The organism is Arthrobacter rhombi (genome assembly GCF_900163545.1).
GTDB classification, from domain to species: Bacteria; Actinomycetota; Actinomycetes; order Actinomycetales; family Micrococcaceae; genus Arthrobacter_H; species Arthrobacter_H rhombi_A.
This window is the reverse complement of the sequence record NZ_FUHW01000037.1, coordinates 45,863-71,072: the sequence shown is the minus strand read 5'-3', so window position 1 is coordinate 71,072 and position 25,210 is coordinate 45,863. Positions and strand designations below refer to the sequence as shown.

The following is a 25,210-nucleotide window of genomic DNA, read 5'->3' as shown; positions in this document are numbered from 1 at the left end:
GTCGCGCCAAAACACCCGTGGCCCGGCGGAAGACCGCCGGGCCACGAATGCGTATGAGCTAACCGATCAGAAGTACTTCGGCAGTGTGCCCTCGTGGGCGGTGCGCAGTTCCTCCAGGGTGGCACTGAACTGGCCCTGGACCTCCAAGGAGTCCGAGGACGCGTCGACGATGCCCAGACGGACCACCGGGAAAGCCCGGGCGGTGGTCATGTCCTTGAAACGGACTTCTTCGGAGCGCGGGACGGCCACGATGGCGCGGGCCTGGGACTCGGAGAACAACGCGGTGAACGCGTCGACGCCGTCCCGGTCGCACAGATCCTGCAGGGCCACCCGGGCGCCGACGCCGTAGCGCAGCGACATCTCCACCAGCCCTGCCGCGAGGCCGCCTTCGGAGAGGTCGTGGGCCGCGTCGATCATGCCATCACGTGAGGCATTGACCAGCAGGTCTCCGAGTAGCTTCTCGGCGGCCAGATCCACCTTCGGCGGCAGGCCGCCCAGATGCCCGCGCAGGTTCGCGAACTCCGAACCATCCAGCTCATCCGCCGTCGTACCCATCAGGTAGATGGCCTGCCCGTCGGCGCTGGAGTGCCAGCCCGAGGGGGTGCGGCGGGCGACGTCGTCGAACTTGCCCAAGACGGCGACCACCGGGGAGGGGTGGATCGGGGTGGTGCCGGTCTGGTTATAGAGCGAGACGTTGCCGCCGGTGACCGGGATGCCCAATTCCATGCAGGCGTCGGAGAGCCCGCGAATGGACTCGGCCAACTGCCACATCACGTCAGTGTCCTCGGGGGAACCGAAGTTCAGGCAGTCCGAAACGGCCAGCGGCACGGCACCGGTGGTGGCCACGTTGCGGAACGCCTCCGCCAGGGCCAGCTGCGAGCCGTGGTACGGGTCCAGGTAGGCGTACCGGCCGTTGGCATCGGTGGCCAGGGCGACGCCCATTCCGGTTTCCTCGTCCACGCGGACCACGCCGGCGTCATCGGGGGAAGCCAGGGCTGTGTTGCCGCCGACGTAGCGGTCGAACTGGTTGGTGATCCAGGACTTATCGCACATATTCGGTGAGGCGACCAGTTCCAGGACTGCGTCCTTGAGCTCCTCGCCCAGGCTCGGCAGGGTGACCCCCGCCGGGGAGGCCTTGAACGTATCGGCCTGCAGGGCATCCTGCCAGTCGGGGCGGGCATAGGGGCGATCATAGACCGGGCCGTCGTGGGCGACGGTGCGCGGATCCACGTCGACGATGACCTCGTCGTCCCAGGTGATGACCAGCCGTTCGGTGTCGGTGACCTCGCCGAGCCAGGAGTATTCCACGGCCCATTTATCCATGACCGCTTCGAAGGCCTCGAGGTTTTGCGGGGAGACCACGGCCATCATGCGTTCCTGGGACTCGGACATCAGGATCTCGCCCGGGGTCAGCGTCGGATCACGCAGCAGCACGTTGGTCAGTTCGACCCGCATGCCGCCGTCGCCGTTGGAGGCCAGCTCACTGGTGGCGCAGGAAATGCCCGCAGCGCCCAGATCCTGGATGCCCTCGACGAGGGAGGCCTTGAACAGTTCAAGACAGCATTCGATGAGCACCTTTTCGGCGAAGGGGTCACCGACCTGGACCGCGGGGCGCTTGGAGGGTTTGGTCGCATCGAAGGACTCGGAGGCCAGCACCGAGGCGCCGCCGATACCGTCGCCACCGGTGCGGGCGCCGAACAGGACGACCTTATTGCCCTTCCCGGAGGCGTTGGCCAGACGGATGTCCTCGTGGCGCATGACCCCTACTGCCAGCGCGTTCACCAGCGGGTTGCCCTGGTATACCGGGTCGAAGACCATTTCGCCGCCGATGTTCGGCAGCCCCAGCGAGTTGCCGTAGCCGCCGATCCCGGCCACGGCGCCGTGCATGACGCGGGCGGTATCTGGGTGGTCGATGGCCCCGAAGCGCAGCGGGTCCATGACCGCCACCGGGCGGGCGCCCATGGAGATGATGTCGCGGACGATCCCGCCGATGCCGGTTGCCGCCCCCTGGTAGGGCTCCACGAAGGAGGGGGAATTATGCGATTCGATCTTGAAGGTGACGGCCCAGCCATCACCGAGGTTCGTGACCCCGGCGTTCTCGCCGATACCCACGAGCAGGTCCTTCTTCATCTCCTCGGTCACCTTCTCGCCGAATTGGCGCAGGTGGTTCTTGGAGGACTTATACGAGCAGTGCTCGGACCACATGACCGAGTACATGGCCAGTTCAGCACCGGTGGGGCGCCGGCCCAAAACCTTCACGACGTCGTCGTACTCGTTCTGCTTCAGGCCCAGTTCGGCCCAGGGCAGCTCGGTTTCGGGGGTCGCCGCGGCGTTCTCGACGGTGTCGATGTTGAATTGTTGGCTCATTTGGTGCCTCCCACCAGGGTGCTCAGGACGGAGGAGAAGAAGCCCAGCCCGTCGGTTCCGGTGTGTGCGCCGGCGGCGGTCGTGGGGCCGAAGCCTGCCTCGACCGCATGTTCGGGGTGTGGCATGAGTCCGACGACGTTGCCTGCGGCATTGGTGATGCCGGCGATATCGCGGCGTGAGCCGTTGGGGTTCCAGCCGACGTAGCGCAGTGCGACGCGGCCCTCGGCCTCCAGGGCGTCCAGGGTTTTTTCGTCGGCGACGTACTGGCCGTCCTGGTTCTTCAGGACCACGGTGATCTCCTCGCCGATGCCGTACTGGTTGGTCCACGCGGTGTTGTTGTTCTCCACGCGCAGGACCTGGTCCCGGCAGAGGAACTTCAGGTGATCGTTCTTGATCATCGACCCGGGCAGCAGATGCGATTCGGTGAGGATCTGGAAGCCGTTGCAGATGCCCAGTACGGGCAGTTTGGCTTCCGAGTTCGCGGCGTCGATGATGCGGGACATCATCGGTGCGAAACGGGCGATGGCCCCGGCGCGCAGGTAGTCGCCGTAGGAGAAGCCGCCCGGGATGATGACGGCGTCGACATTCTCCAGGGAGTCGTCTCCGTGCCAGAGTGCCACGGCTTCGGCTCCGGCCAGATGCACGGCACGGGCGGCATCGCGGTCATCGAGGGTGCCGGGGAAGGAAACGACGCCGATGCGCGCGCCGTTCAGTGCGGTGTCCGGCGTGCTGTAGTCGCCGATCAGGGGAAGTGAATCGTTGCTCATGCTTCGGCGACGACCTCGACGTTGACCACGTCTTCAATGACCGGGTTGGAGAGCAGGGTCTCGGCTGCGGTGCGGGCCTGGGCCAGGATCTGATCGGTCACCTCGCCGTCGACGGTCAGTTCGAAACGTTTGCCCTGACGGACTGACGAAAAAGCGTCGAAGCCCAAACGGGGCAGTGCGCCCACGATGGCCTTGCCCTGGGGGTCGAGGATCTCTGGTTTGGGCATGACGTCAACAACGATGCGGGGCATCCGGGGTCTCCTGTGCGCGAGGTGGATTGAGTACGCCTGCGGAGGTGCCGTCTCACGCCGGGCTGGAGGCGCTCCGCGAGCTTGCCCGATTAGTCTACCGGGTTCGACGGGGCCCGCGGCCCGGCGTGACGCACCCCACGATTCTGTCTCTGCGCTCACGGTTTCCGCCTAGGCTGGGCCCATGGATGAGCAGCGAAACAACGGTGGGAATTTCCCCGACTACGACGCCGCTGCGCGCTGCCCCTGCCTGTCGGGGGAGGTCTTCGGCGCCTGCTGCGGACCGGTGCACGCCGACCGCAGGGCAGGGGGCCCCGGGGCGGCGACGGCCGAGGCGCTGATGCGTTCTCGCTACAGCGCCTTCGTCACCGGGGATCGTGCCTACCTGTTGGCCAGTTGGCATCCTTCGACCCGGCCGGCCAGCCTGATATTAGACCCGTCAATGATCTGGCGGCGGCTGGACATCGTGGACACGGTCGCCGGAGGGCCTTTCGATGACACGGGGATTGTCGAGTTCGCCGCGCATTACCGGCAGGACGGCGAACGGGGGGTCCAACGGGAACGAAGCACCTTCCACCGCGAGGGCGGGCGCTGGTTCTACACAGCCGCCGTGTCCTAGCGGTCCAAGGTGACCGTACGCAGGTCCAGCCGACGCAGTACCCGATCCACAGCTTCAGGATCCGCCCCGGGTTCGCGGCGCATCGCCAGCACCTCGCGCCGAGCTGCGCCGAGGGCCTCGCGTTGGACTTGGTCCATGGCTGCGAGGGTCTTTTTGACGATGCGCGCCTTCTCCGGGTCGTCACCAAAATCGTGTTCGAGGATCTGGTGCAGGGAGGACATGCGGCGGGCCAGCTTCTCGCGCCGTTCGGGGGAGAGCTTCTGGGCCGCAGCCGACTGCCTCACGGTTTCCATGGCGACCTCCTCGGCCCGGACGGCAACGGCCCGTTCGGCGCGTTCGGCCTTGGCCCGGTCGTCGGGCAGTTTCAGATGCCGCATCAGGGTGGGCAGGGTCAGCCCCGGGCCCACCAGGGTGACCAGCAGGACGGCGCAGGCGCAGGTGATGATGAAGTTGCGCCCCGGGAAGGGGTCGCCGTTGTCCATCTCCAGGGGAAGCGCCAAGGCAAGTGCCAGGGTGGCCAGACCGCGCATGCCGCACCAACTGACCACGAGGACTTCCTTGAGCGAGCCGGGGACACTATTGCGTTTTTCCGTGCCACCGACCTTATACATCAGCATCATCCAGCCGAAACGCACCAGCAGCACCGCGGCGCAAACGACCAGGATTCCGGGGATGAAGGCGATAATGCCTGCACCTTCGTCCTCGAACACATAGCGCATCTCGATGCCCAGCAGACCGAAGGCGACACCGGTGGTCAGCATCTCCACCACGTCCCAGAAAGAGTTGCGGGTCAGGCGTTCCGCGGAATCCTGGGGGCGGGCCCTCCGGCCCAGTTCCAGGGCGGTGACCACGACGGCGACGACGCCCGAGCAGTGGATCTCCTCGGCCAAGATGTAGACGGCAAAGGGGGCCACCAGGGTGGCAGCGGAGCGGGCGACCAGATCGGGGACGAAACGGTTCAGCGTTCCCACTACCCACGCCATGGCCAAACCCAGCAGGACAGCGCCGGCGGCGCCGAGGAGGAAACGTGGGATCACATCCCAGCCGACGTCCTGGCCACTGGCGGCTGCGGCCACTGCGGTTTGGAAGATCACGATGGCTGTGGCGTCGTTGAAGAGCCCCTCGGTCTGCAGCACGGTGGTCAGCCGGCGGGGCATGCTGACCTTGGCCGCAACGGCCTCGACGGCTACGGGGTCCGGCGGGGCGACGATGGCGCCCAGCGCAATGGCTGCGGGCAAGCCCATGGAGGGGATCAACAGCCAGGTGGCACCGGCAACGATGGCCACGGTCACGGCGATGAGCAGTACCGCCAGCAGCACCAGTGAACGCCAGCGCAGTCGGAAGACGGCCCAGGAACTGCGTTGGGCCACCGCGTAGAGCAAGGGAGGGAGGAATAGCGGAAGGATCATCTCCGCGTTGATATGGATTTCCGGGATGAACGGCAGGTAGGCGACCAGCGCCGAGAAGACGAGCATCAGCACCGGGTAGGGCAATCTGATCCGCTCCCCGAGCCCGGCAACGAGCACCGTTCCGAACAGCAGGCCAACGAGCAGGATCAAGAATTCCATGGGTGAGTTCCTCCGGGAGCTATTCTTTCACGCCGTAGACCGGTCGGGTGCCTCGTCCTGTCGAGCGCTAGCACGGTGACTACCCGGGGGATGAGGGCCGCCAGCGGATCCCCTGGTCCTCACAACCTGTGAGATCGGTGTTGTCCTCCTCGAGGTAGGAGGCGTCCACGATAGCCCGGTGGCCCACGGGTTCGCTCAAGTTGATCGTGGTTGGTGCCGGGCTCACCCCCAGGCAGGTGGAGTTCCCGTCCGGCAGGTCGGAGAGCAGACCGCGGATGAGGATGCGCTCGGGTTCATAGGCGACGTGTGGTCTTTCGACGGTGCCGGTAGTCCCTCCGGAGCATTCGAGTCGATAAACGTCCACGTCCAGGCTGGTGGAATCGGGGGTGACCTTCTGTGGGGTGCGCAGATCCCAGGCTGCGGTGACCGAACCGGACGGCGCCGGTGCTGAACATCCGGCGAGCAGCAACGTTGCTGCGAGGAAAGCTGCCGCCATCCGTACCGGCCGCAGCGCTGTGCACCTCATGTATTTCCCGTCGTGGTTTGATCGTGCGGTTTCATGGCCGGGGTCCAGCTGCCGGGAGTAGGTTGGTTCCATGACCGAGCAGCAGCCCTACGAGGTGATCCGTGGCTACGAGCATTTTGAGTTACGCCACTACCCTGAACATCTTCTGGCAGAGGTCTCCGTTGAGGGCTCCTTCGAGGCAGCCGGAAACCAGGCCTTCCGTCACCTCTTTGCCTATATCAGCGGTGAAAATCGTTCGAATCAAGCGGTATCGATGACGGCGCCCGTCGTGCAGTCCGAGGGTTCTCAACGCATCGCGATGACTGCACCGGTGGTGCAGGAACCCGTGGGGGCTCCGGAGCCGGGGCAGCAGGCGGGGACCCATCGCGTCGCCTTCGTGCTGCCGGAGGACTTCACGCTGGAATCGGCGCCTCAGCCCACCGACCCGGTGGTGACCCTGCGTGTGGTGGCCGAACGTGAGGCAGCGGTCATCCGATTCAGCGGGCGGTGGAGCCAGACTCGTTACCTGCGGCAGCTGGAACATTTGCGTTCGGCCTTGCCCGTAGCAGGACTTCTTGAAACGGGAGGGCCACGATTCGCCCGTTTCGACCCGCCGTACCGGCCCTGGTTCCTGCGGCGCAACGAGATCCTGGTGGATGTTTCCCGCGCGAGTGACTGAGGGAATCGGCATGATTACTGGTCGCCACTAGCGGTTCCACGCCCCAGCAACGCCTCAGCAGATTTCCATGCCGAGATCTTGCAGCCGTTCCCCAGGGCGAAAGCGCGTTGGACCGATGCCTCGTTCAAGGTGCCCTGCACGATGGCCGTCTGCGGTCCCGCCGATTCCTGCGTGCAGTCGGCGTCCTTCTTCGTCTTCTCGGTCAACACGATCTTGCCGGGGCCGTCGAGGAAGGTGCAGGCTTCTTCGGCCTGGGGGTGGTCGGTCCCCTTTCCGGGGACCCCTCCGACGCAGACCAGCCGGTACCGGTGGGCAACCTCCTCACCATCGGAGGTGATCGTGATGGACAGATCGGCGTCCGTGCCCTCGGCGGGACCTGCCGGCTGTTCGGTGGGTTTTGGTGCCGAGGAGGGGCTGGAGACGGTACTGTCCGTCGGTTCGGCGTCGGGAGTTTCGGCTGCGCAGCCGGCGAGCAGCAGCAGCCCCACGGCAGCAGTTGCGACACGTGAGACGGTTCGTGTGGTCCAGCGGTTGGCGTGGTTCGTTTCCATCATGCACCCCCGGTAGCGGTTGGTCGGGCAATGGCCCTCACTGGTGAATCTGCCACTCCCGGCCGCCGGTGTCCACCGTTTGACGCTGCCGATTCATCTGCCGTTGCTGGGTGCGGGGTCCATTTCCGCTGCGGCGAAGAGGTCGTCGGCGATGTCCAACAGGCGCAGACGGAGTTCATTGGCCTGCTCGGCAAAGCCTTGTTGCAACCTCACATATTCGGCTTTCCCGGCGGTGGTTTCGATGCGGATCGGGGTGTAACCCCAGTCGCCCAGATCGTAGGGCGAAGCCCGCATATCCATGGTCCTGATGTCCCACGCCAGTTCGAAGGTGGCCAAGAGTAGTTCCCCGGGGACGGCTGCCGAGAGCTTATACGCCCATTTATAGAGGTCCATGTTGGCGTGTAGGCAGCCGGGCTGGTCCAAGGACGGCTGGTTCTCCCGTGTGGGCTGCTCTTCGTTCAGGGGCACCGCCTGCGGGGAATAGAAACGAAAAGCGTCAATATGGGTGCACCGAATGCGGTGGCCTTCGACGACCTGGTCGGTGCCGGCGGCGCCCAGACGCAGGGGCAGCTGGTCGTGACGTACCCCGTTCTGCTCCGATTGATAGACCATCGCCCATTCATGGAGGCCGAAGCAGGAGAAGCGGGCGGGGTTGGACGCGGCCCCGGCCAGGATCGAACGGGCGTGGGCAACGGTCCGGTGCCGGTCGGTCATGAACGCCGCAGCATCGAAGGTGACGCCTGCGCCGTGGGGGCGGTGGTACTTCCAGTGAAGCCGTTCGGCGGCAGCTTCGCCCCAGAGGACGACGCCGGTGCCGGGGTTCCAGCGTTGCAGCCGGCCGGGCTTCTCCGTGTAGTAGGTGAAGAGGAAGTCCTCCACCGGGTGTTTACGCTGGGTGGAACGCCGCTGCAGGAACGGGGCGGCGAAGTGGTGGACCCGGTCCCGGTGTGCCCGGGCGCGGGGGAGCCAGAGGTCCTCGGTCAGGTGGGAAAGTTCGGCTGGCATGTTCCCATTATCGGGCCCAACATCCCGCGGGGCCGCATCGGCGGCGGAACCGCGGAGGGAATAGTTGGATAGGATGGCCTGTCCAGGGATTCCGGCGCCCCGGGCGCATCCGCGCTCGGCACGAGGCAGGGAACCCGAGCCTGAGAGGGACAGATGGACCATAAGCGGTTGCCCATTGTGAAGGACACCACCGGTTTGGGGATGGGATACAAAATCGGTTGGTGGTTGCAATTCTTCGGCTACTTCTTCTTCGGCCCCGCAGATCAGCTGCCCCACCTGGATCCCCGGGAACGGTTGAAGCGCGAACGGGCGCGGCGGGTCTTACGGGCGCACCGCAAACACGGCACTGAAGCTCCACACGAAGTCATGCTGGTCGCCGGCTCCGACTGAACCAGCTGAGGGATCGGGGAGGAAAAGCCTGCGAGGCAAGGTTGTAGGATTGTCTGCATCCGACAAAATCGACCCCAGTGAGGAACCCCCATGCCCGCCTCGAGCCTCGAGCCGTTGCAACAGGAGTCCACTCCCTCGATCATCGCGCGCAAGATCCGCACCGCCATCGGCAACGGAGAATTCGAGCCCGGGTCGCAACTGGGCGAAGCTGATCTGGCCGGCCGGCTGGGCGTCAGCAGGGGCCCGCTCCGTGAAGCGATGCAGCGACTGACCCAGGAGGGTCTGCTGATCAGCATTCGCAACCGGGGGCTCTTCGTCGTGGAACCGACGCGTGAGGATATCGCCGATATCTACCTCACCCGCACCGCGGTCGAACGCGGCGCGGCACTGAAGATCATCGAAGTGGACCGGACGGGACATGAAGCGGGCGCCGAACTGTTGGCCATCGTCGAGAAAATGGCTGCCCTGGGTCCCGGAAGCGATCCTGCCGAACTGAGTTTAATGGATATCTCCTTCCATGAGGCCATGGTTCGCCGGGCGTGCAGCAAACGGCTGACCCGGATCCACCGCACCCTGGTCACCGAAACACGGATGTGTCTGGCAGCGCTGGAACAGGCAGAGTATTCACTCCATGACCGGGTCGAGGAGCACCGGCATATCGCCGAGGCGATCCTGCAGGCAGATGTCCCGGCCCTGCACCGCGCACTGGCCGAACATATGGACAGTGCCATCGCCCAACTGCTCGAACCGCTGAGCGACGAGACCACAGACACCTGAGGCGGCGGCCCCAAAAAGGGAGGGTGCGCGCCGCGGCGCACACCCTCCCTCTGCCGATCTGACGTCCTACCGGGCCATGGCCTTGCCGGCGTCGGCCTTGGTCCGGTTGGTCTGCACCCATTTCTTGGATGGCCAGCCGACCGAGGCGGGGTCGCCGGGCAGCTCCTCGCCACGCAGTGACGCCTGGGAGGTCTCACGCATGCACAGGATGGCGATGAAGCCGATGACGCCGGCCAGCGACATGTAGATCCCCGGCACCAACACGTTTCCGGTGATATCAATCAACTCGTTGGTCAGCGTCTGCGAGGGGCCCGCAATGAACGCCACGGAGAAGTTGTAGCCGATCGCGAAACCGGTATAGCGCACGTTGGTGGGGAACAGCGCCGGCAGGGTGGAGGACACCGAGGCGACCAGGATGACCAACAGGGCACCCAAGACGGCCAGACCGATGAATTGCAGGAAGAGGTTGTCGATGCCCAGCAACACCATCGCCGGAACGGCCAAGAGAATATAGCCGCCGGCAGCGGTCAGGAGCAGGGGCTTGCGTCCGACCCGGTCCGAGAGGCTGCCCATGAACGGGATCACCACCAGCATGACGACCATGATCGCCACCAACATCCAGTTGCCCTGAGCGGTGCTGTGCCCCAACTGTTCGGACATATAGGTGGGCATGTAGCCGAGGATCAAGTAGAAGGCGACGTTGAGCAGGACGACGAATCCGCCCAGGATGAGCACTTCGCGCCACTGGGTGCGCAGGGTGTGGCGGATCGGGGTCTTGGAGGTTTCCTGGCTATCCGAGGCTTCGGAGAAGACTGCCGCTTCGCCCAGCTTCGTCCGGATGTACAGGGCGGTCAGCCCCAGGGGGATGGTCATCAGGAACGGCAGACGCCACCAGCCGGCGAGCATCCCGTCGTCACCGACGATCGTGATCAGCGCGGTGCAGACCGTGGCCGAGAGGATGAAGCCCACCATCGTGCCGAACTCCAGGAACGAGCCCAGGAAACCGCGGCGCTGGTCGGGAGCACATTCGGCCATGTAGACGGCGGCGCCACCATATTCGCCGCCGGCCGAGAAGCCCTGGACCATGCGGCAAAGCAACAGCAGCAGCGGAGCCGCCAAGCCGATCGTCTGAATGGTGGGCAGCAGGCCGATGACGCCGGTGGCAGTGGTCATCATCAACACCGTCAGGACCATGACCTTCTGCCGGCCGAATTTATCGCCCAGCGGGCCCAGGATCAGGCCGCCCAAGGGGCGGACCAGGAAGGACATCGCCAAGGTGGCCAGGGCGAGGGTGACGCCGAGTCCGCCGTCGCCCTCCTCGGAGCCGAAGAAGTTCACTGCCATGTAAATGGTGAGGTAACCGTAGACGCCGTAGTCGAACCACTCGACCGCGTTGCCGAGGGCCGAACCCAAGATGGAGCGGTGCAGGCTGTCCTTGGCTTCTTGCGTCTGGGGTTCGGCGCCCGGGGCGTTCGGATCCTCCATCGTGATTGCTCCGGATGATCCCTGGGGTTGTTCGCTCATGATCGTTCGCCTTTCGGCCGTCGGTGGGCTAGGCGCCGGATGCGCCGTAATCGGGGTTCAGCAAGGTGGATATCAGCATGCCATATGCGCGGGTTGCTGCGATAACTTCGGATACGCGAACCGATTCGTTCGGTTGGTGCGCCTCCTCGTTGAGCTCGCCGGGCCCCAGCACGATGCTCGGGATCCCCAGGTCGCGGGAAATGAATCCGCCGTCACAGGAAGCGGTCCAGCCCGAGACGCGGGTCTGCACGCCGGCCTCGGCCAGTGCGGCGAGGGCCGCGGTGACCAGGGGGTGGTCGGGCTCGGTGCGGAACCCCGGCATTTCCATGGTGGTGCGCAGCTGAACGGAAATCCCGTCCCCGGTGATGCCTGCGGCATCGATGCGGGAGAGCAGGTCTTCGCGGATGGAGGTGGTGTCCTCACCGGGCATGAGTCGACGGTCAAACCATAGATGGGCTTCGGGGGCGACCATCGAGGTGCCGCGGCCGCCGGAAACCATTCCGGTGTTCCAGGTGGCATACCCCAGCAGCGGATCGTTCTCCGCCCGCAGGCGCTCCTGGTCTGCGGTCACCAGGTTGCAGATCCGTACCGCCGCGTCGATCGCGTTACGTCCGTCGCTCGGGCGGCCCGAATGGGCGGCCTGCCCCGTCACCTCGACCTCCAGATAGGAATCCCCGCGGCAGGCGATGACCGTTTCCAGATCGGTCGGTTCGGCGACCACACAGCCCAGATATGGGTGGTCCAGCCCGTCGGCCACCAGAGCCCGGATCCCCGCCCCGGTCTCCTCTTCGTCGACCAGGCAGGCCAAGGTGACCGGTCCCGAAAGCTGGGTTCCGGCGTCGTGCAGCATGGTCATGGAGGTCAGGATGGCCGCCAGTCCGCCCTTCATGTCGGTGGCACCACGACCGAAGAGACGGCCGTCGGCCACATAGGCGTCGAAGGGATCACGGTCCCATCCGTCGCCGACGGGGACGACGTCGGAATGCCCCAGAAAGAGCAGCCCGGGCCCCTGCCCGCCGGGCAGGGTGATGAACACATTGGGTCGACCGGGTTCGACCTCACGGGTGGTGACCTGAAGTCCTCGTCGCCGCGCTTCGGCGACGAGGACGTCCACGGTGGCCTGTTCGGTTCCCCCCGGGTTGACCCCGCCGGCGTTGACCAGCTCGATCGTCAGGGCAGTGAGAACCGAGGTGTCGACCTGCCACGCGGTGGCGCCGGTCGCCGTCTCTGCCATTCAGCCACGTCCCGGGGCGGACGTGGAACCGGCGGCCGAGGCCTCGGGTTGCCGTGTCTCTTCCAGGGCCAGGTCCAGGGCGGTGACCAGGCGTTGGACGCCGGCATCGGTGCGCTCCGGTCCGGTGGAGGCGAAGCAGAGCCGGAACGCCGAGGCGAAGCGACCCCCGGCTGACAGGGCAGGGCCGGGGATGAAGGCCACGCCTTCGGCCAGGGCGATCTCGAACAGCCGGCGGGTATCCACTGCAGCATCCTCCCCGGTCAGCGTGACCCAGAGGAAGAAGCCGCCATCCGGATGGGTGGTGCGGATCCGCCCGCCCAAATGCTTCTCCAGGCTGGCCTGCATGGCGTCACGCCGGGCATGGTATTCCCCGCGCAGGAACGTCAAATGCTCATCGAGGATCCCGCGGACCAGGTATTCGGCCACCACATGTTGGGCCGGCACGTTGGTGCAGGTGTCCATCGCCTGTTTGGCGTTGATGATGAGGTGCTGCAGTGACGGGTCGGCGTCGATCCAGCCCACCCGCAGGCCCGGAGCCAGGATCTTGGAGAAGGTCCTGACAGAGAACACCAGCGGATCATTCTCGCTGAGCTCGCGGAACCCGGGCAGGTCCTCACCGGCGAAACGCAGCAGCCCGTAGGGGTCGTCGTCGATGATGACCGCACCCCATCGGCGGGCCAGGGCGATGAGACGTTCACGGCGTTCCAGCGACAGCGTGGTGCCCGAGGGGTTCTGGAAGTTCGGGATCGTGTAAATCGCCTTGGGGGTGCGGCCCGCGGCGTCGACGAGGCGTTCGAGTTCATCGACATCCATCCCGTCCTGATCCATTGGCACCTCGAGCAGTTCGGCGCCGTAGCTCAGGGCGGTAGCCGAACCGTTGGTGTAGGTCGGAGATTCGACGATGACCAGATCGCCCGGGTCGACAAAGAGTTTGCAGGCGATATCCAGGCCCTGCATGCCTCCCGAGGTGATGCTGATCCTTTCGGCGCTGGTCGGCTCCGCAGTGGTGGCCAGATAGTCCACGAGCGCCGTGATCAAACGGGGTTCGCCCTCGGAGGCGCCGTAGGTGAAGGAGGAGGCGTCGTGGACGCTGGAGGCGATCTCGGTGAACGTCTCCACCGGGACGAACTCGTCGGCCGGGGCGCCCATGGCGAACCGGATGACGTCGTGCTTCTGGGCTGCGAGCAGCGACGTGCTCGAGTCGATGACGGAGCCCACGAGGTTCTCGGCGCGGCCGGCGAGCGGCAGGTTCACGGTGGTCATGGTGTCTCCTTCGTGGGGTGATCGGTGTCGCTGTCGTCCTCGAGGGATTCCAGCGGCGGGGTGGTGGGTCGGGCCGGATCGCTATCGGCGGCCTCGGCATTGCGTGCCACAATGTTCATCGAACCGGTCAGGGTGGACTCCTCCGGGGTGGTGAACCCGAAACGCGGGGTGGCCGGACGGCGCGGTTCGTTGGTCGGAGGAGTCATCCCGGGCAGGCCCGGTGCGTTCGAGACCGCGCGCTCGCCGGGGTTGCCCAAGAGGCTGATCGACTGCGCTGCCTCGTGCCCGGCCCGGCCGGCGGGGACGAGCCCACGCGGGAAGGACGTAAAGGTCTCGACACCGCTATCGGTGACCCGGATGGCCTCGGAGACCTCGTAGCCGTAACCGTCCATCCACATGCCACACATCAGGTGGAACGTCATGTTCTCGGCCAACAGCGTCTGATCCTCACTGCGTAGGGAGATGGTCCGCTCGCCCCAGTCCGGGGGATAGCCAACACCGATGGAGTAGCCGATCCTTGAAGCCTTCTCGTAACCGTATTCGAAGAGCGTGCGGTTGAAGACCTGCGAAAGTTCCTGCACCGGGGTCCCGGGCTGCACCGTTTCCAGTACCGCCGCCAACGCGTGGTCGGTGGCCTGAGACAAATGGGCCAGCTGCGCGGTGGGGGTGCCGGTCATGAAGGTTCTGGCCATGGGGACGTGGTAACGCTGGTAGGCCCCCGCCAGCTCCACGATCATCGCCTGATCCTTCTCGAGCGTCTCGTTGTTCCAGGTCAGGTGCGGGGTGTCGGCTGACTCGCCGGTGGGGAGCATCGGAACGATGGCCGTGTAGTCACCGCCGAACTCCTCGGTGCCACGGATCTGTGCGTTGGTGATCGCCGCGGCGACGTCGCATTGCCGGGCGCCGACTTCGATGGCGTCCTGGGCCGCGTGCATCGCCATGTTGGTGACCACCGCCGCCTGGCGCATCAGCTGGATCTCCGCTGGTGACTTGATCGCCCTGACCCAGTTGACCAGTTCGAAGCAGTCGACCAGCGTCCATTCGGGCAAGGCGTTGACCAGTGAACGGTAGCCCTTGGGGGAGAAGAAATGGGCGTCCATCTCCAACCCCACACAGCCTTTGGTGGCCGGGGCGATCAGATACCTGGCGCGCAGTGCGTAGGCGACCCAGTCGAAGGGGTGCAGGTGAGGGCGGTGCACGTAGCGTTCCGGATACCCTACGATATTATCCGAATCCAGCCAGGTGGTGCGGAACGCCCCGTTGGCGTCCATCTCACGGGTGAACAGGATCATGTCCCCTTCCATGGGGACGAAGACCATTTGCGGGGTGTAGAACGACCAGGCGTTGTACCCCGTCAGGTAATAGATGTTCGCTGGATCGGTGACGATCAGCGCGCTGAGGCCCTGCTCTTGCATGCGCACCCGTGCCGCGGCCAATCGTGCGGCGTACTCTTCGGTTGAGAAGAGCATGGGGGCGAAGCCCGTTTGTACCATTCAAGCTCCTTAACTACCCATCGTAGATTGTCTACAATTCTAGGTTGTGGTTCAGGTCACTGGCAAGCATGACGCCTATCGGCGTGGCATGGCCATGTACTTGGTTTCGAGGAACTCCTCGATGCCGACCCGGCCGCCCTCGCGTCCAAGCCCCGAGGCCTTGATACCGCCGAAAGGTGCTGCGGGGTTGGAGACGATGCCCGTGTTCAGTCCGACCATGCCCACTTCGAGGGCATCCCCGACACGGAAGGCCCGGTCCAGGTCCTGGGTGAAGAGGTATCCGGCCAGCCCCCACGGGGTGTCGTTGGCCATGGCCACGACCTCGTCCTCGGTGTCGAAGGGGATCAGTGGGGCCACGGGGCCGAAGATCTCCTCGGTCATCAGATGGGCCGAGGGGTCCACGCCGGTGAGCACCGTGGGGGAGTAGAAGTAGCCGGCGCCCTCGGGGCGGGAACCGCCGCACACCACACGGGCCCCCTTGGCCACGGCGTCATCCACCAGTTCCTGAACCTTCGTCAGCGCCTTCTCTTCGACCAGAGGGCCGACGTCGGTTCCGTCGATGGCGCCGTTACCCACGGTCAGTGCCCCCAATCGCCGGGCGAGCATCGCGGCGAATTCCTCGGCGACGGAGGATTGCACGAAGATCCGGTTCGCCGCGGTGCAGGCTTCGCCCATATTGCGCATCTTCGCGGCGAACGCGCCCTCCACGGCACGGTCCAAGTCGGCGTCCTCAAAAACGATCAGCGGTGCGTTGCCGCCGAGCTCCATCGAGGAGCGCATGACGTTCTGGGCTGCCTGCTCCAGGAGCCGGATCCCGACCCCGGTGGAACCGGTGAAGCTGACCTTGCGGGCGATCCCCGATTCCATCCACGGCGTGACGACCTCGGAAGCTGATTTGGTGCACACCACGTTCAGCACCCCGGCGGGCAGACCCGCCTCGATCAGGATGTCCACCAGGGCCAGTGAGGACAACGGGGTCAGGTTGGCTGGTTTGAAGACCATGGTGCAGCCGGCGGCGATGGCCGGACCGATCTTGCGGGTGCCCATGGCCAGCGGGAAGTTCCAGGGAGTGACCAGCACGCAGGGCCCGACGGGCTCCTTGGAGACCATGATCCGGTTGGCGCCGTCCCCGGTGACCATCTGGTCTCCGCCGATACGCACGGCTTCCTCGGAAAACCAGCGGAAGAATTCGGCGGCGTAGGCGACCTCGCCGCGGGCCTCGGCCAACGGCTTACCCATTTCGGTGGTCATGACCAGGGCCAATTCGTCCTGCCGGGACATGATCAGGTCGTAGGCCCGGCGCAGGATCTCGCTGCGGACCCGTGGGGGCGTGGCCGCCCAGTCCTTTTGGGCGGCACCGGCTGCTTCGATGGCCCGCCGGGCGTCATCGGCGTTGCCGTTGGCCACCGTGGTGATCACTTCCTCGGTGGCCGGGTTCACCACGTCGAAGCGCCTCCCGGAGGCGGAGGGGACCCATTCACCGTTGATGAACAGGTCGGTGCTGATGCCCGAGACGCCACGACGGGCTGACTCGGCGACGGATGAGCTGGAGGTCTCGGTGGTCATGGGTGCTCCTTCGGGTGGGTGGTGGAACGGAGGTGGTCGGTGGCTGATTGGGGGTCGAGCAGTTCGGCCAGATGCAGGCCGCGGCGGCCGGCGTCGAGCTGGGCGACCTGCATGGTGCAGGAGAAGCCGTCGGCCAGGACGGGGACCTCCGGCTCGCTGTCGGCCATGGCAGGAGCCAGAGCCAGATCGGCGACCTTCATGCTGACCTCGTAGTGATCGGCCTCGAAGCCGAAGTTCCCGGCGACCCCGCAACAACCGGTGGCATCGGTGACATTGGCGACACCCAGGGCTGCCAGGGCCCGGCGTTGGATGGCGGCACCGAAGACCGAGTATTCGTGGCAGTGCGTTTGCAAGACCACTGAGGCGGGGACGGGGGCGGCCGGGGCCGGAGTCCACCCGTCGGCGGCCAGGGCGGCGATATGCCCGGCGAAGCTCCGGACCCGGGCCGCAACCCGGCGGGCGGCGTCGGTGTGGACGAGTTCGGGCAGGTCCTTGGACAAGGCGGCGGCGCAACTGGGTTCGATGACGACGATTGGGCGTTCGGTTCCGTCGTCGAGGACGCGGGCCGCTTGGTTCAGCAGGCGGCGGGCCGTCCCCAACTGTCCGGTGGAGATATAGGTCAACCCGCAGCAGGCCTCGGCCGAGCAGGTGACCGGTTCCCCGGTGCCGACCATCACCCGGGCAGCGGCCCCGGCGACTTCGGGGCGGAAGCCGCGGGTGAAGGTGTCCACGAACAAGACGGCGCCCGCGGTGTCGCGACCCGCCACGGCGTCGTTCTCGGTGGCGGTAGCCCGTGGCGTCCGGGCCCCGGAACCGGCGAGGGTGCGCGGCGGTCCGACCCGCTGTCGCGGTGCGGCGGCCAGGGCCGCGTCGACCTCGCGGCGCCAGGCCGACCCGGAGGCGAAACGCGGCAGCGCACGTTGGGTGGTCAACCCGCCGGCGGCGGAGACGAGCTTGCCCAGCGGTGAGCCCATGACGGCGTTGACCAGTGGGGCGACCCGTCCGGTGATCTTGAGCCATCGCGGCAGCCAGCCCAGCGAGAAGTGCGAGAGCGGGCGCATGCGCCCGGCGTAGTAGTGGGAGAAGAACTCGGATTTATAGGTGGCCATATCCACCCCGGTCGGGCAGTCGGTCGAGCAGGCCTTGCAGGACAGGCACAGGTCCAGGACCTCGCGGACCTCCTTGGATTTCCAGCCCTCTTCGACGGTCTTCGCACCGCGGACCATATCCTGCAGTACGCGGGAGCGGCCGCGGGTGGAGTCCTTCTCGTCCCCGGTGGCCCGGTAGCTGGGGCACATCACCCCACCGGTGGCCGAACGGCAACGCCCGATGCCGATACAGCCCTGGACCGCGCGGACGAACGGATCGAGCCCATCCCCGGTTTTTCCCGAGGCGGGGGTCAGATCGAAGCTGGTCCGCCACTGGCGTTCGGGCACCCCGGCCAGCAGCAGATTCTCATCGAAGGCGTCGGGGCTGGTCATCACCCCGGGGTTCAACAACCCCGTCGGATCCCAGATGGCACGAAAGTCCTCGAAGGCAGTGAGCATCGCCGGGGAGTACATCAACGGCAGGAATTCCGAGCGGGCCCGGCCGTCACCGTGCTCCCCGGAGAGCGAACCGCCATGGGAGACGACCAGCGCCGCTGCGGCCGCCGTAAATTCACGGAAGACCTTCCGGCCGGCGTCGCTGCGCAGATCGTAGGTGATGCGCACATGCATGCAGCCGGCGCCGAAGTGCCCATACATGACCCCTTGGAGCCCATGGTCGGCCAACAAGTCACGAAAGTCAGCCAGATAATCGGCCAGTTTCGCGGGCGCGACGGCAGAGTCCTCCCAGCCGGGCCAGGATTCCCCGCCGGTGGACAGCCGGGCCGAGAGGCCGGCACCGTCCTCGCGGACCCTCCAGAGGGAGGCACGTTCGACGGTGTCGGGGACCACCCGGCCATCGACCATCCGCCCGATGCCACGCAACTTTTCCAGCAGGTTCCCGGCCTGGGTCCGAACCGATTCCGGGTCGGTCCCGTCCAGGTCGATGTAGAGCCAGGCTTTGCCCTCGGGCAGGCCCGTGACGGAGTCCTCCCCGCGCCGGGACTTCATGGTGGCCACGATGGCGTCGTCGATCCCCTCGACGGCGGCCGGGGAGAACTCCAGGATGGTTTCAATATCGCGGGCGGCCTCGACGACGTCCGGGTAGCCGACACACAGCAGCAGCGCGCTCGCCGGTTTCTGCACCAGGGCCATCCGGGCGCGGACGACCAGACCGCAGGTCCCTTCCGAACCGACGAAGGCCCGGGCGATGTTGAACCCCTTTTCCGGCAGCAGATGCTCCAGATGGTAGCCGGAGACCTGACGCTGGATTTGCCCCAGATCGGTGCGGAACCCCGCAAGGTTCTCCTGCACCAGCGACTCAAGCGAGTCCGTCATCGCGGCGGCATGGCGCACCGCGGCGACGTCGTTCGCGTTCGTGGCGCGGACCCCGGAAGCGGTGGCCGTGAGTCGGCGGCCCTCGACGGTGACCAGGTCGATCTCCACGACGTGGTCGCTGGTCCGCCCGTAGCGCACCGAGTGGTTCCCGCAGGCATCATTGCCGATGGCACCACCGACGGTGGCCCGGTTTTTCGAGGACGGATCGGGGGCGAAGGTGAGCCGGCCCGAGGTGTGGGCCTCGATGCGGGCCGAGAGCGTGGCCAGAACCATCCCCGGTTCCACGTCGACCCACAGGTTCTCCTCGTCGATCTCCAGGACGTCGTTGAAAAAGCGGGAGGTGTCGATCACCAGTCCCGGGCCCACCGCATTGCCGGCCATCGAGGTGCCGCCGCCACGGCCGGTGACCGGGGTACCGGTTTCGTGGCAGGCCTGGATGATTGCCGCCACCTGATCGGCGTCGTGCGGGAACACGACGCCGATCGGTTCCACCCGATAGTTGGAGGCGTCATAGGAGTACTCGGCCAACCGTCGCGGTGAGGTGTCGACCTCGATTCCCGCCTCGAGGAGGATGGCCGTCACGGCCTGGGTGGTCGGTGGTGCAATCTGGGTCACGAGTGGTGGATTCCTCTCTACGTCCGGCTTAGGGAGCGTTCGGATACGGCGGAAAGTGCTGCCTCGAAGCGTTCCAGCCCGAGGGTGATCTCCTCGGAGGTGGCCACGAGTGCGGGGATCAGCCGCACCACGTTTCCGTGCGGTCCACAGGTCAGCGTGAGCAGACCGTGCGCGGTGGTCTCCTGTTGGAGGGCTGCCGCCGTGACGGCGTCGGGCGTGCGGTCGGCGGTGCTGAATTCGATGCCCTGCATCAGGCCCAGGCCGCGCACGTCGCCGATGGCCGGGAAGCGGGTGGCAAGATCCTTCAACCCGGCCTGGAGCTGCTCCCCGCGTAGCCGGGAGTTCTCCACCAAGGACTCGTCCTCGACGACGGCCAGGGTGGCGACCCCGGCGGCGGCGGAGACCGCGTTGCCGCCGTAGGTCCCGCCCTGCGATCCGGGCCAGCCCTTGGACATCAGCTCGGTGGAGGCGGCGATGGCGGAGATCGGGAATCCGGAGGCAATGCCCTTGGCGGTGATCAGGATATCGGGGGTCGCTGCCGAGTGTTGGTGGCCCCAGAACTTACCGGTCCGTCCGACGCCGGCCTGGACCTCGTCGATGATCAGCAGGATGCCGTGTTCGTTCGCCCGTTCGCGCAGGCCCTCGAGGAACCGTGGCGGGGTGGGCAGGTAGCCGCCGTCGCCCAAGGCCGGTTCGATGATGAAGGCTGCTGTGTCGTTGGGCGCGGTGCGGGTGGCCAGCAGGTAGTCCAGTTCCTGCAAGGCGAACTCCACTGCGGTCTCCACGTCCCAGCCGTAGCGGTAGGCGTAGGGGAAGGGGGCCATATGAACCCCGGCCATCAACGGTGCGAAGCCGGCGGAGAATCGGGTGCCGGCGCTCGTCAGCGAGGCGGCGGCGACGGTGCGTCCGTGGAAGCCACCCTGGAACGTCACGATATTCGGCCGTCCGGTGGCCATGCGGGCCAGACGGAGCGAGGCCTCGACGGCCTCCGCGCCGGAGTTCGCGTAGAACACCGAGTCCAATCCGGTCGGCAGCTTCTCGCCGAGCTTTTCGGTCAATTCCAACAGCGGCTGATGCATGACCGTGGTGTTCTGGGCGTGGATGATCTTGCCGCACTGCTCTTGGGCGGCAGCCACGACGCGCGGGTGGCAGTGCCCGGTACTGGCCACACCGATGCCGGTGGTGAAATCCAGATACTCGTTCCCGTCCGTGCCGTAGATCCAGGAACCGAGGGCGTGATCGACCACTACGGGGGTCGCTTGCTTCAACAGGGGGCTCAGTGAGGTCATATGGCCATCGTGGAGGCCCCCTCGGTAGATTGTCAACAATCTTTCGGACCGGTAGCGTAGGTGACGTGAAACACGCTGATTCAAACCGTCCCCGCCTGGCCCTCCTCACCGCCGCCGGCGTCCCCGAACCCCATAACCTCGACGCGATTCGCGAGCGCGCCGACGTCGTCATCGCCCATGCCGATGGTCTGGCCGAGGCACTTCACGGCGCTGATGCCGTCCTGCTCTGGGACTTCTTCTCCTCAGCGCTCAGCGACGCCTGGCATGCCGCCGACACCCTGGACTGGGTGCATGTTGCCGCAGCGGGCGTGGACGCCATGCTTTTCGACGGGCTCCGCCAGGCGCCGGTGACGCTGACCAACGCCCATGGGACGTTCTCCCAGCCGATCGCCGAGTTCGTGCTGGCTTCAGTGCTCGCCCACGATAAACAGTTGCATTTGAGCAAGGCGCTGCAGCAAGAACGGACCTGGAAACATCGCGAACTGACCCGCACTGCCGGATCGCGGGCCATCGTGGTGGGTACCGGAGGCATCGGGCGTGCCACCGCGAGGTTGCTGCGGGCCGTGGGACTGCAGGTCGAAGGCGCCGGGCGGAGGCCACGGGCCAACGACCCCGACTTCGGCACCGTGTTCACCAGCGACGAATTGGCGGACCGGGTGGGGGAGGCCGATCATGTGGTCTTGGCAGCACCGTTGACCGAAGCGACCCGCGGGATCGTCAACGCCGAGGTGCTCGCCGCGATGAAACCCAGCGCCCATCTGGTGAACATCGGACGCGGGGCCCTGGTGGACGAGCCGGCACTGATCGAGGCGCTGCGGAGAGGGGAAATCGCCGCAGCTTCCCTCGACGTCGTCTCCGTGGAGCCAATGCCCGAAGACCACCCCTTCTGGGGGATGGGCAACGTGCATATCTCCGCCCATATGAGTGGAGACGTGCACGGCTGGCGAGACGAACTGGCCGACCAGTTCCTGGAGAACCTCGACGCCTATATCGCCGGCAGGGGCTTGGCGAACGTGGTGGATAAGGACCGTGGTTACGTGTCCACAGCACCGGCGTCATCCTCAGCAAGGCAAGACCCATGAGGTGGAGGCCGTGAATCGGCCAGACGATCCTTTGGTCATCAGCGTCCAGGGTTCCATGAAACTGGACCAGCCGACCTTGGCAGCCATTCGTTCGGGGGAGCTCGAGTCCGAGGGAGCTTTTGCCTGCTTCTACGCAACCAGCAAGGCACTATCGCCCCGCGCGATGGCACAGGACCTGTTCGAGGCGCACGAAGGGTTCTGGGGTTTCGACGGCAACCTGCAGACTGATCGGTTGAAGGGTGAACTGGGTCGGTTTCAGACCGGAATACCTACTCGGGGTCGAACGGCACTACCGGTTCCCTTGCTGGTGCATTCGGCGTCCCAGGCGGTTGGACAACTCGGCGAGTACGAATTTTCCGGCCTGCGGGTGCAGGCCCCACTTTCCGCCCATGTCATTGGCTGGGAGGCCATCCAGGTGCTCCTTGATCAGTTCGCTGCGACCGCGGAAGTCAGCAAGCTGAGAACGGCCACGGCACGACTTTTCTCCGCGTCGCCCAGCAAAAAGTGGCAGACGAAGGGTGCCGAATGGTTCAACAAAACCCATCTTGAACCGTTTGTCGCTTCAGGAATATCGAGCGAGACTCCAGACATCGAGTTCGACGGCAGGTGGAGCCTGTCCACACCCGAGACATCAGAAAGGGCCACCTTCACGACGCCGGAATGGTCGCCTTCAGCAGCGGCAAACATGGTGATGTTCATGCTCGAAGCCGCTCGTGCTGCTGGAATCAAGGAAACGGTCATCGTCGACGTCCAGCTGGGCTAGACCCCGTCACCTGCCGGCTCATCCCGGTGGGGCCCGCACGGAGGTCGACCTGCCGCCGATCGGGATGGCGGAGGGCGAACAGACGTCCGGGGCGTCCATGATCTGCCGGACCTGCTGGGCGCAGCGGCATGCCGCGGCGATCCTGCCGGCCCACGAAAGCGCCGCCTCGTCGGAGGCCACGTCGATGATCGAAAAACCACCGATGTGCTCGGTGATCCGCGGGGTGGCGACCGAACCGTCGGTGTCCACGACACTGACGTCGTGACTGCCGATTCCACCGCCGAAGACCCATACCCCGGCCTCTTGGGCCTGCCTGATCACTGCATGGGATGCGGCGCCCACGGCGGGAAGATCTTCCTTGGGGAAGTTCTTATCCCCGTCGTCGAACGAGACCAGATAGTGCGTCATCGCCTTCCTCCTGATTCCGGATGCGAGGAGTCTAGCCACGGCCGTCGGAGCCAACAAGGGTTGTTGCTAGTCCTCGATACCGGCCAGCCGCGTTTGGAGGGAGCGGATCTCCGCGGTGAACTCGGGGACCGGGCCGGTGACCTGAACGCTGGGCAGAGCTCTTGCGATCCTGTCATAGAACCGTCGGGCCTTGTGTCTGGATCAGATGTTGCAAGGCCTCTTCCCGCAAAGCGTGATCGTTCCTTGACCCCTGTACCCGTTTACGGCTCAGTCAAGGTCTGGTATGGGCTCTGGTGGTGCGGGCCCGCCGAGGCGGTAAAGGTGGAATGGCATTCAAAGGAGGGCTGACCGATTTGGGATAGCGGATAGCTCATCACCTTCCCCTGGTTCAACTACCAAAGTGCGCGAGTGTACACAGCGAGCCTGCGAGCGAACCTCATAGTACTCGCAAACGTTTCCGTCGATGGGCGTCAGCTGAGATCCCGGGATTGGACATGAAGATGGTCGTCTCGCGCTTCAAGATCCGTGAGACGACCATCTTCATTTCTGTTCTGTTTAGTTCAGTAGTTCCTTGGAAGCTGGCTACCCCAAACGTCGTCTCGCGTTTGCTGATATGCGACGTTGGTCTTGCAAAATCGAATCGCCCGAGAGCTATCCTTTGGCGGGGGCCATCTTGGCTGGGCTGCTGAGTACTCCCTTGTTTCCCTTCGAAAGGTGCAGGACAAAGACAAGTCGTGCGTTTTCCGGGACTTCCTTTGCAAAACCGCAGGACACCCAGCCCGTCTTTGCGCTGCGTCCCTTGCACCGCAGGCCGTCCCCTGTGGTGTTCACCGCAGCGTCTACCTTGAGACCGAGCCCGTCTGCCCGCATGTCTTTGATGTAGAAACGATCTCCGTGCGGAACGAAGCAAGCCATCCCAGCTATTTCACGGCGGTTGTCGGGCGACGGGACTTCGGCGCACTGAATGTTTCCCAAGGTGGGTGCGGAGCTTGGCTGGGCAGTCTTTGAGTACACCGTGCTGGCAGAGCTTGGTGCCGCACTGAGCATGCTTATCATCATCATCGCAGCGATGACAGATGTGAAACTTTTTATACGAGATTGTCGTTTCATTTGCTCCAACCTTTCGTTCTGAGATGAGGCTCGTAAAGTTACCTAACTCATCCGAGATGGTCAAGGATGGTTTCGATGTTCTGTTCGTTAACGAATGAACCCCTTTTTCACACTCGACGTTGCGTGGAGCTGCGCTAGATGCAGTGCATTGAGGGGAGAAAACTCTACTCGCGGCAAGCCACAAGTGCAGTTCAGTCAGCTGACAAGACTCGTTCCGGACGCCGGTGCAGTCGTAGCCAAAAGTGAAGGTGAAAATGTTTGGCAACGCGCAAATTCCTGTGCCATATTTGGCTCTGAGGGGGGTGACTGCGGAGATGCGATCTGGAGTCGCAGACGTGCCCACCGATGGAGTGTCGACCGGCTTGGCGGACAGCGCGTCACGGGTGTGAATACGGAGGGAACCCTGTTCGGTGGTGGACCCGCTGTTGAACCGGAGGACGGCGACGTGGCCCTCCGCAAACTCTCTAGCGAACAAGGCCGGGAGAACATGAAGGGCAGCATAACCTCCGAGTCCCCGCGGTAGGTATTAAGTTTCGAAATCGGTTTCCCAGTGTTTTGCGTAAGCGGCGGTGTTATCTTTCACCAGCGCTTTCTCACGATCTAGAATGGTCGTGATGAGTCCGGAAGTTGCGTCCTCGCACGCTTAATTGGACGCAGACTCGGTCCTCAGTATGTACGGTCGCCGCGCCGATCACATAATTTTCAGAATCCGCCTCTTGGATCCGCGTCAGACCCGTCGAGGAGCAGCACCACGTGGTCCTCTGAGGAACATCCGAGCTCCGAGCAGAGCTCAATTTCCGGAGGAAATATGCGGACGGCCTCGGCGGCAAAGTTCGCGCTGCACGTTGTCACTTTCGAATATTTCCGGAGCGAAGTCCACCATGAATTCGCCCCTAAACACTGGATTCGACAAGAGCGGGTCTCATTCGTCTTTTTGCAGCAAGCACGAGGAATGCTTCGGAAC

The 25,210-nt window shown here is 65.2% G+C and carries 21 protein-coding genes; 6 read left to right on the top strand and 15 right to left on the bottom strand.

Annotated features, from left to right (window positions below; genetic code table 11):
• Nucleotides 1-66: 66 nt before the first annotated feature.
• Genes purL through purS form a run of 3 tightly spaced genes read right to left on the bottom strand, consistent with a single transcriptional unit; the run spans nt 67 to nt 3,385 of the window.
• On the bottom strand, nt 67-2,367 hold the full coding sequence (gene purL, locus FM101_RS10315) for a phosphoribosylformylglycinamidine synthase subunit PurL (RefSeq protein WP_086999276.1): 2,301 nt from the start codon (nt 2,365-2,367) through the stop codon (nt 67-69).
• The gene (gene purQ, locus FM101_RS10310) at nt 2,364-3,134 is read right to left on the bottom strand and encodes a phosphoribosylformylglycinamidine synthase subunit PurQ (RefSeq protein WP_086999273.1); all 771 of its coding nucleotides are present in this window, start codon (nt 3,132-3,134) and stop codon (nt 2,364-2,366) included. The genes purL and purQ overlap by 4 nt, the downstream gene beginning before the upstream one ends.
• Nucleotides 3,131-3,385, bottom strand: a complete 255-nt coding sequence (purS, locus tag FM101_RS10305) for a phosphoribosylformylglycinamidine synthase subunit PurS (protein WP_086999270.1) — start codon at nt 3,383-3,385, stop codon at nt 3,131-3,133. The genes purQ and purS overlap by 4 nt, the downstream gene beginning before the upstream one ends.
• A 181-nt stretch (nt 3,386-3,566) precedes the next feature.
• Here purS and FM101_RS10300 point away from each other — a divergent pair, with 181 nt between their 5' ends.
• On the top strand, nt 3,567-4,001 hold the full coding sequence (locus tag FM101_RS10300; protein WP_086999268.1) for a YchJ family protein: 435 nt from the start codon (nt 3,567-3,569) through the stop codon (nt 3,999-4,001).
• Here the strand turns inward: FM101_RS10300 and FM101_RS10295 are convergent.
• The gene (locus tag FM101_RS10295) at nt 3,998-5,569 is read right to left on the bottom strand and encodes a Na+/H+ antiporter (protein WP_086999265.1); all 1,572 of its coding nucleotides are present in this window, start codon (nt 5,567-5,569) and stop codon (nt 3,998-4,000) included. The genes FM101_RS10300 and FM101_RS10295 overlap by 4 nt on opposite strands.
• Before the next feature lie 79 nt (nt 5,570-5,648).
• A complete protein-coding gene (locus tag FM101_RS10290; RefSeq protein WP_086999263.1) occupies nt 5,649-6,167 on the bottom strand; it encodes a hypothetical protein in 519 nt (172 codons plus the stop codon).
• Between FM101_RS10290 and FM101_RS10285 the strand changes: the two genes are divergently transcribed.
• Complete coding sequence (locus tag FM101_RS10285) at nt 6,166-6,753, top strand: SOUL family heme-binding protein (RefSeq protein ID WP_086999261.1); 588 nt, start codon at nt 6,166-6,168, stop codon at nt 6,751-6,753. The two genes, FM101_RS10290 and FM101_RS10285, sit on opposite strands and share 2 nt — an antisense overlap.
• Nucleotides 6,754-6,767: 14 nt before the next feature.
• Here FM101_RS10285 and FM101_RS10280 read toward each other — a convergent pair whose 3' ends face one another.
• On the bottom strand, nt 6,768-7,307 hold the full coding sequence (locus tag FM101_RS10280; protein ID WP_086999259.1) for a hypothetical protein: 540 nt from the start codon (nt 7,305-7,307) through the stop codon (nt 6,768-6,770).
• A gap of 90 nt (nt 7,308-7,397) precedes the next feature.
• Complete coding sequence (locus FM101_RS10275) at nt 7,398-8,309, bottom strand: 3-methyladenine DNA glycosylase (RefSeq protein ID WP_086999385.1); 912 nt, start codon at nt 8,307-8,309, stop codon at nt 7,398-7,400.
• Between the two features lie 153 nt (nt 8,310-8,462).
• On the opposite strand from FM101_RS10275, the gene FM101_RS10270 reads away from it, so the two are divergent.
• Together FM101_RS10270 and FM101_RS10265 are read left to right on the top strand one after the other, a co-directional pair.
• Complete coding sequence (locus FM101_RS10270; protein WP_086999256.1) at nt 8,463-8,699, top strand: hypothetical protein; 237 nt, start codon at nt 8,463-8,465, stop codon at nt 8,697-8,699.
• Nucleotides 8,700-8,789: 90 nt separating this feature from the next.
• Complete coding sequence (locus FM101_RS10265; protein ID WP_086999253.1) at nt 8,790-9,476, top strand: GntR family transcriptional regulator; 687 nt, start codon at nt 8,790-8,792, stop codon at nt 9,474-9,476.
• A 66-nt stretch (nt 9,477-9,542) separates the two neighbouring features.
• On the opposite strand, the gene FM101_RS10260 is transcribed toward FM101_RS10265, so the two are convergent.
• The 7 genes from FM101_RS10260 to FM101_RS10230 all read right to left on the bottom strand — a co-directional run bounded on the left by FM101_RS10260 (nt 9,543) and on the right by FM101_RS10230 (nt 20,883).
• On the bottom strand, nt 9,543-11,000 hold the full coding sequence (locus FM101_RS10260; protein WP_245806682.1) for an MFS transporter: 1,458 nt from the start codon (nt 10,998-11,000) through the stop codon (nt 9,543-9,545).
• Nucleotides 11,001-11,028: 28 nt separating this feature from the next.
• Nucleotides 11,029-12,234 carry a M20 family metallopeptidase gene (locus FM101_RS10255; protein ID WP_086999249.1) on the bottom strand — a complete coding sequence of 402 codons (1,206 nt, stop codon included), beginning with the start codon at nt 12,232-12,234 and terminating at the stop codon, nt 11,029-11,031.
• Complete coding sequence (locus tag FM101_RS10250; protein ID WP_086999246.1) at nt 12,235-13,497, bottom strand: PLP-dependent aminotransferase family protein; 1,263 nt, start codon at nt 13,495-13,497, stop codon at nt 12,235-12,237.
• Nucleotides 13,494-14,990 (bottom strand): M24 family metallopeptidase, encoded by a 1,497-nt coding sequence (locus tag FM101_RS10245; RefSeq protein WP_086999243.1) that lies wholly within the window; start codon nt 14,988-14,990, stop codon nt 13,494-13,496. The genes FM101_RS10250 and FM101_RS10245 overlap by 4 nt, the downstream gene beginning before the upstream one ends.
• 75 nt (nt 14,991-15,065) lie before the next feature.
• On the bottom strand, nt 15,066-16,556 hold the full coding sequence (locus FM101_RS10240) for an NAD-dependent succinate-semialdehyde dehydrogenase (protein WP_086999240.1): 1,491 nt from the start codon (nt 16,554-16,556) through the stop codon (nt 15,066-15,068).
• Nucleotides 16,553-19,594 (bottom strand): FAD-binding and (Fe-S)-binding domain-containing protein, encoded by a 3,042-nt coding sequence (locus FM101_RS10235; RefSeq protein ID WP_245806681.1) that lies wholly within the window; start codon nt 19,592-19,594, stop codon nt 16,553-16,555. The genes FM101_RS10240 and FM101_RS10235 overlap by 4 nt, the downstream gene beginning before the upstream one ends.
• A 17-nt stretch (nt 19,595-19,611) precedes the next feature.
• Complete coding sequence (locus FM101_RS10230; RefSeq protein ID WP_086999238.1) at nt 19,612-20,883, bottom strand: aspartate aminotransferase family protein; 1,272 nt, start codon at nt 20,881-20,883, stop codon at nt 19,612-19,614.
• Nucleotides 20,884-20,948: 65 nt separating this feature from the next.
• On the opposite strand from FM101_RS10230, the gene FM101_RS10225 reads away from it, so the two are divergent.
• Nucleotides 20,949-21,965 (top strand): D-2-hydroxyacid dehydrogenase, encoded by a 1,017-nt coding sequence (locus FM101_RS10225; RefSeq protein WP_086999235.1) that lies wholly within the window; start codon nt 20,949-20,951, stop codon nt 21,963-21,965.
• A 10-nt stretch (nt 21,966-21,975) separates the two neighbouring features.
• Entirely contained in the window at nt 21,976-22,728 is a 753-nt protein-coding gene (locus FM101_RS10220) for a hypothetical protein (RefSeq protein ID WP_143269271.1), read from the top strand.
• Nucleotides 22,729-22,746: 18 nt separating this feature from the next.
• Here FM101_RS10220 and FM101_RS10215 read toward each other — a convergent pair whose 3' ends face one another.
• Entirely contained in the window at nt 22,747-23,136 is a 390-nt protein-coding gene (locus FM101_RS10215; protein WP_086999230.1) for a YciI family protein, read from the bottom strand.
• Nucleotides 23,137-25,210 lie beyond the last annotated feature (2,074 nt).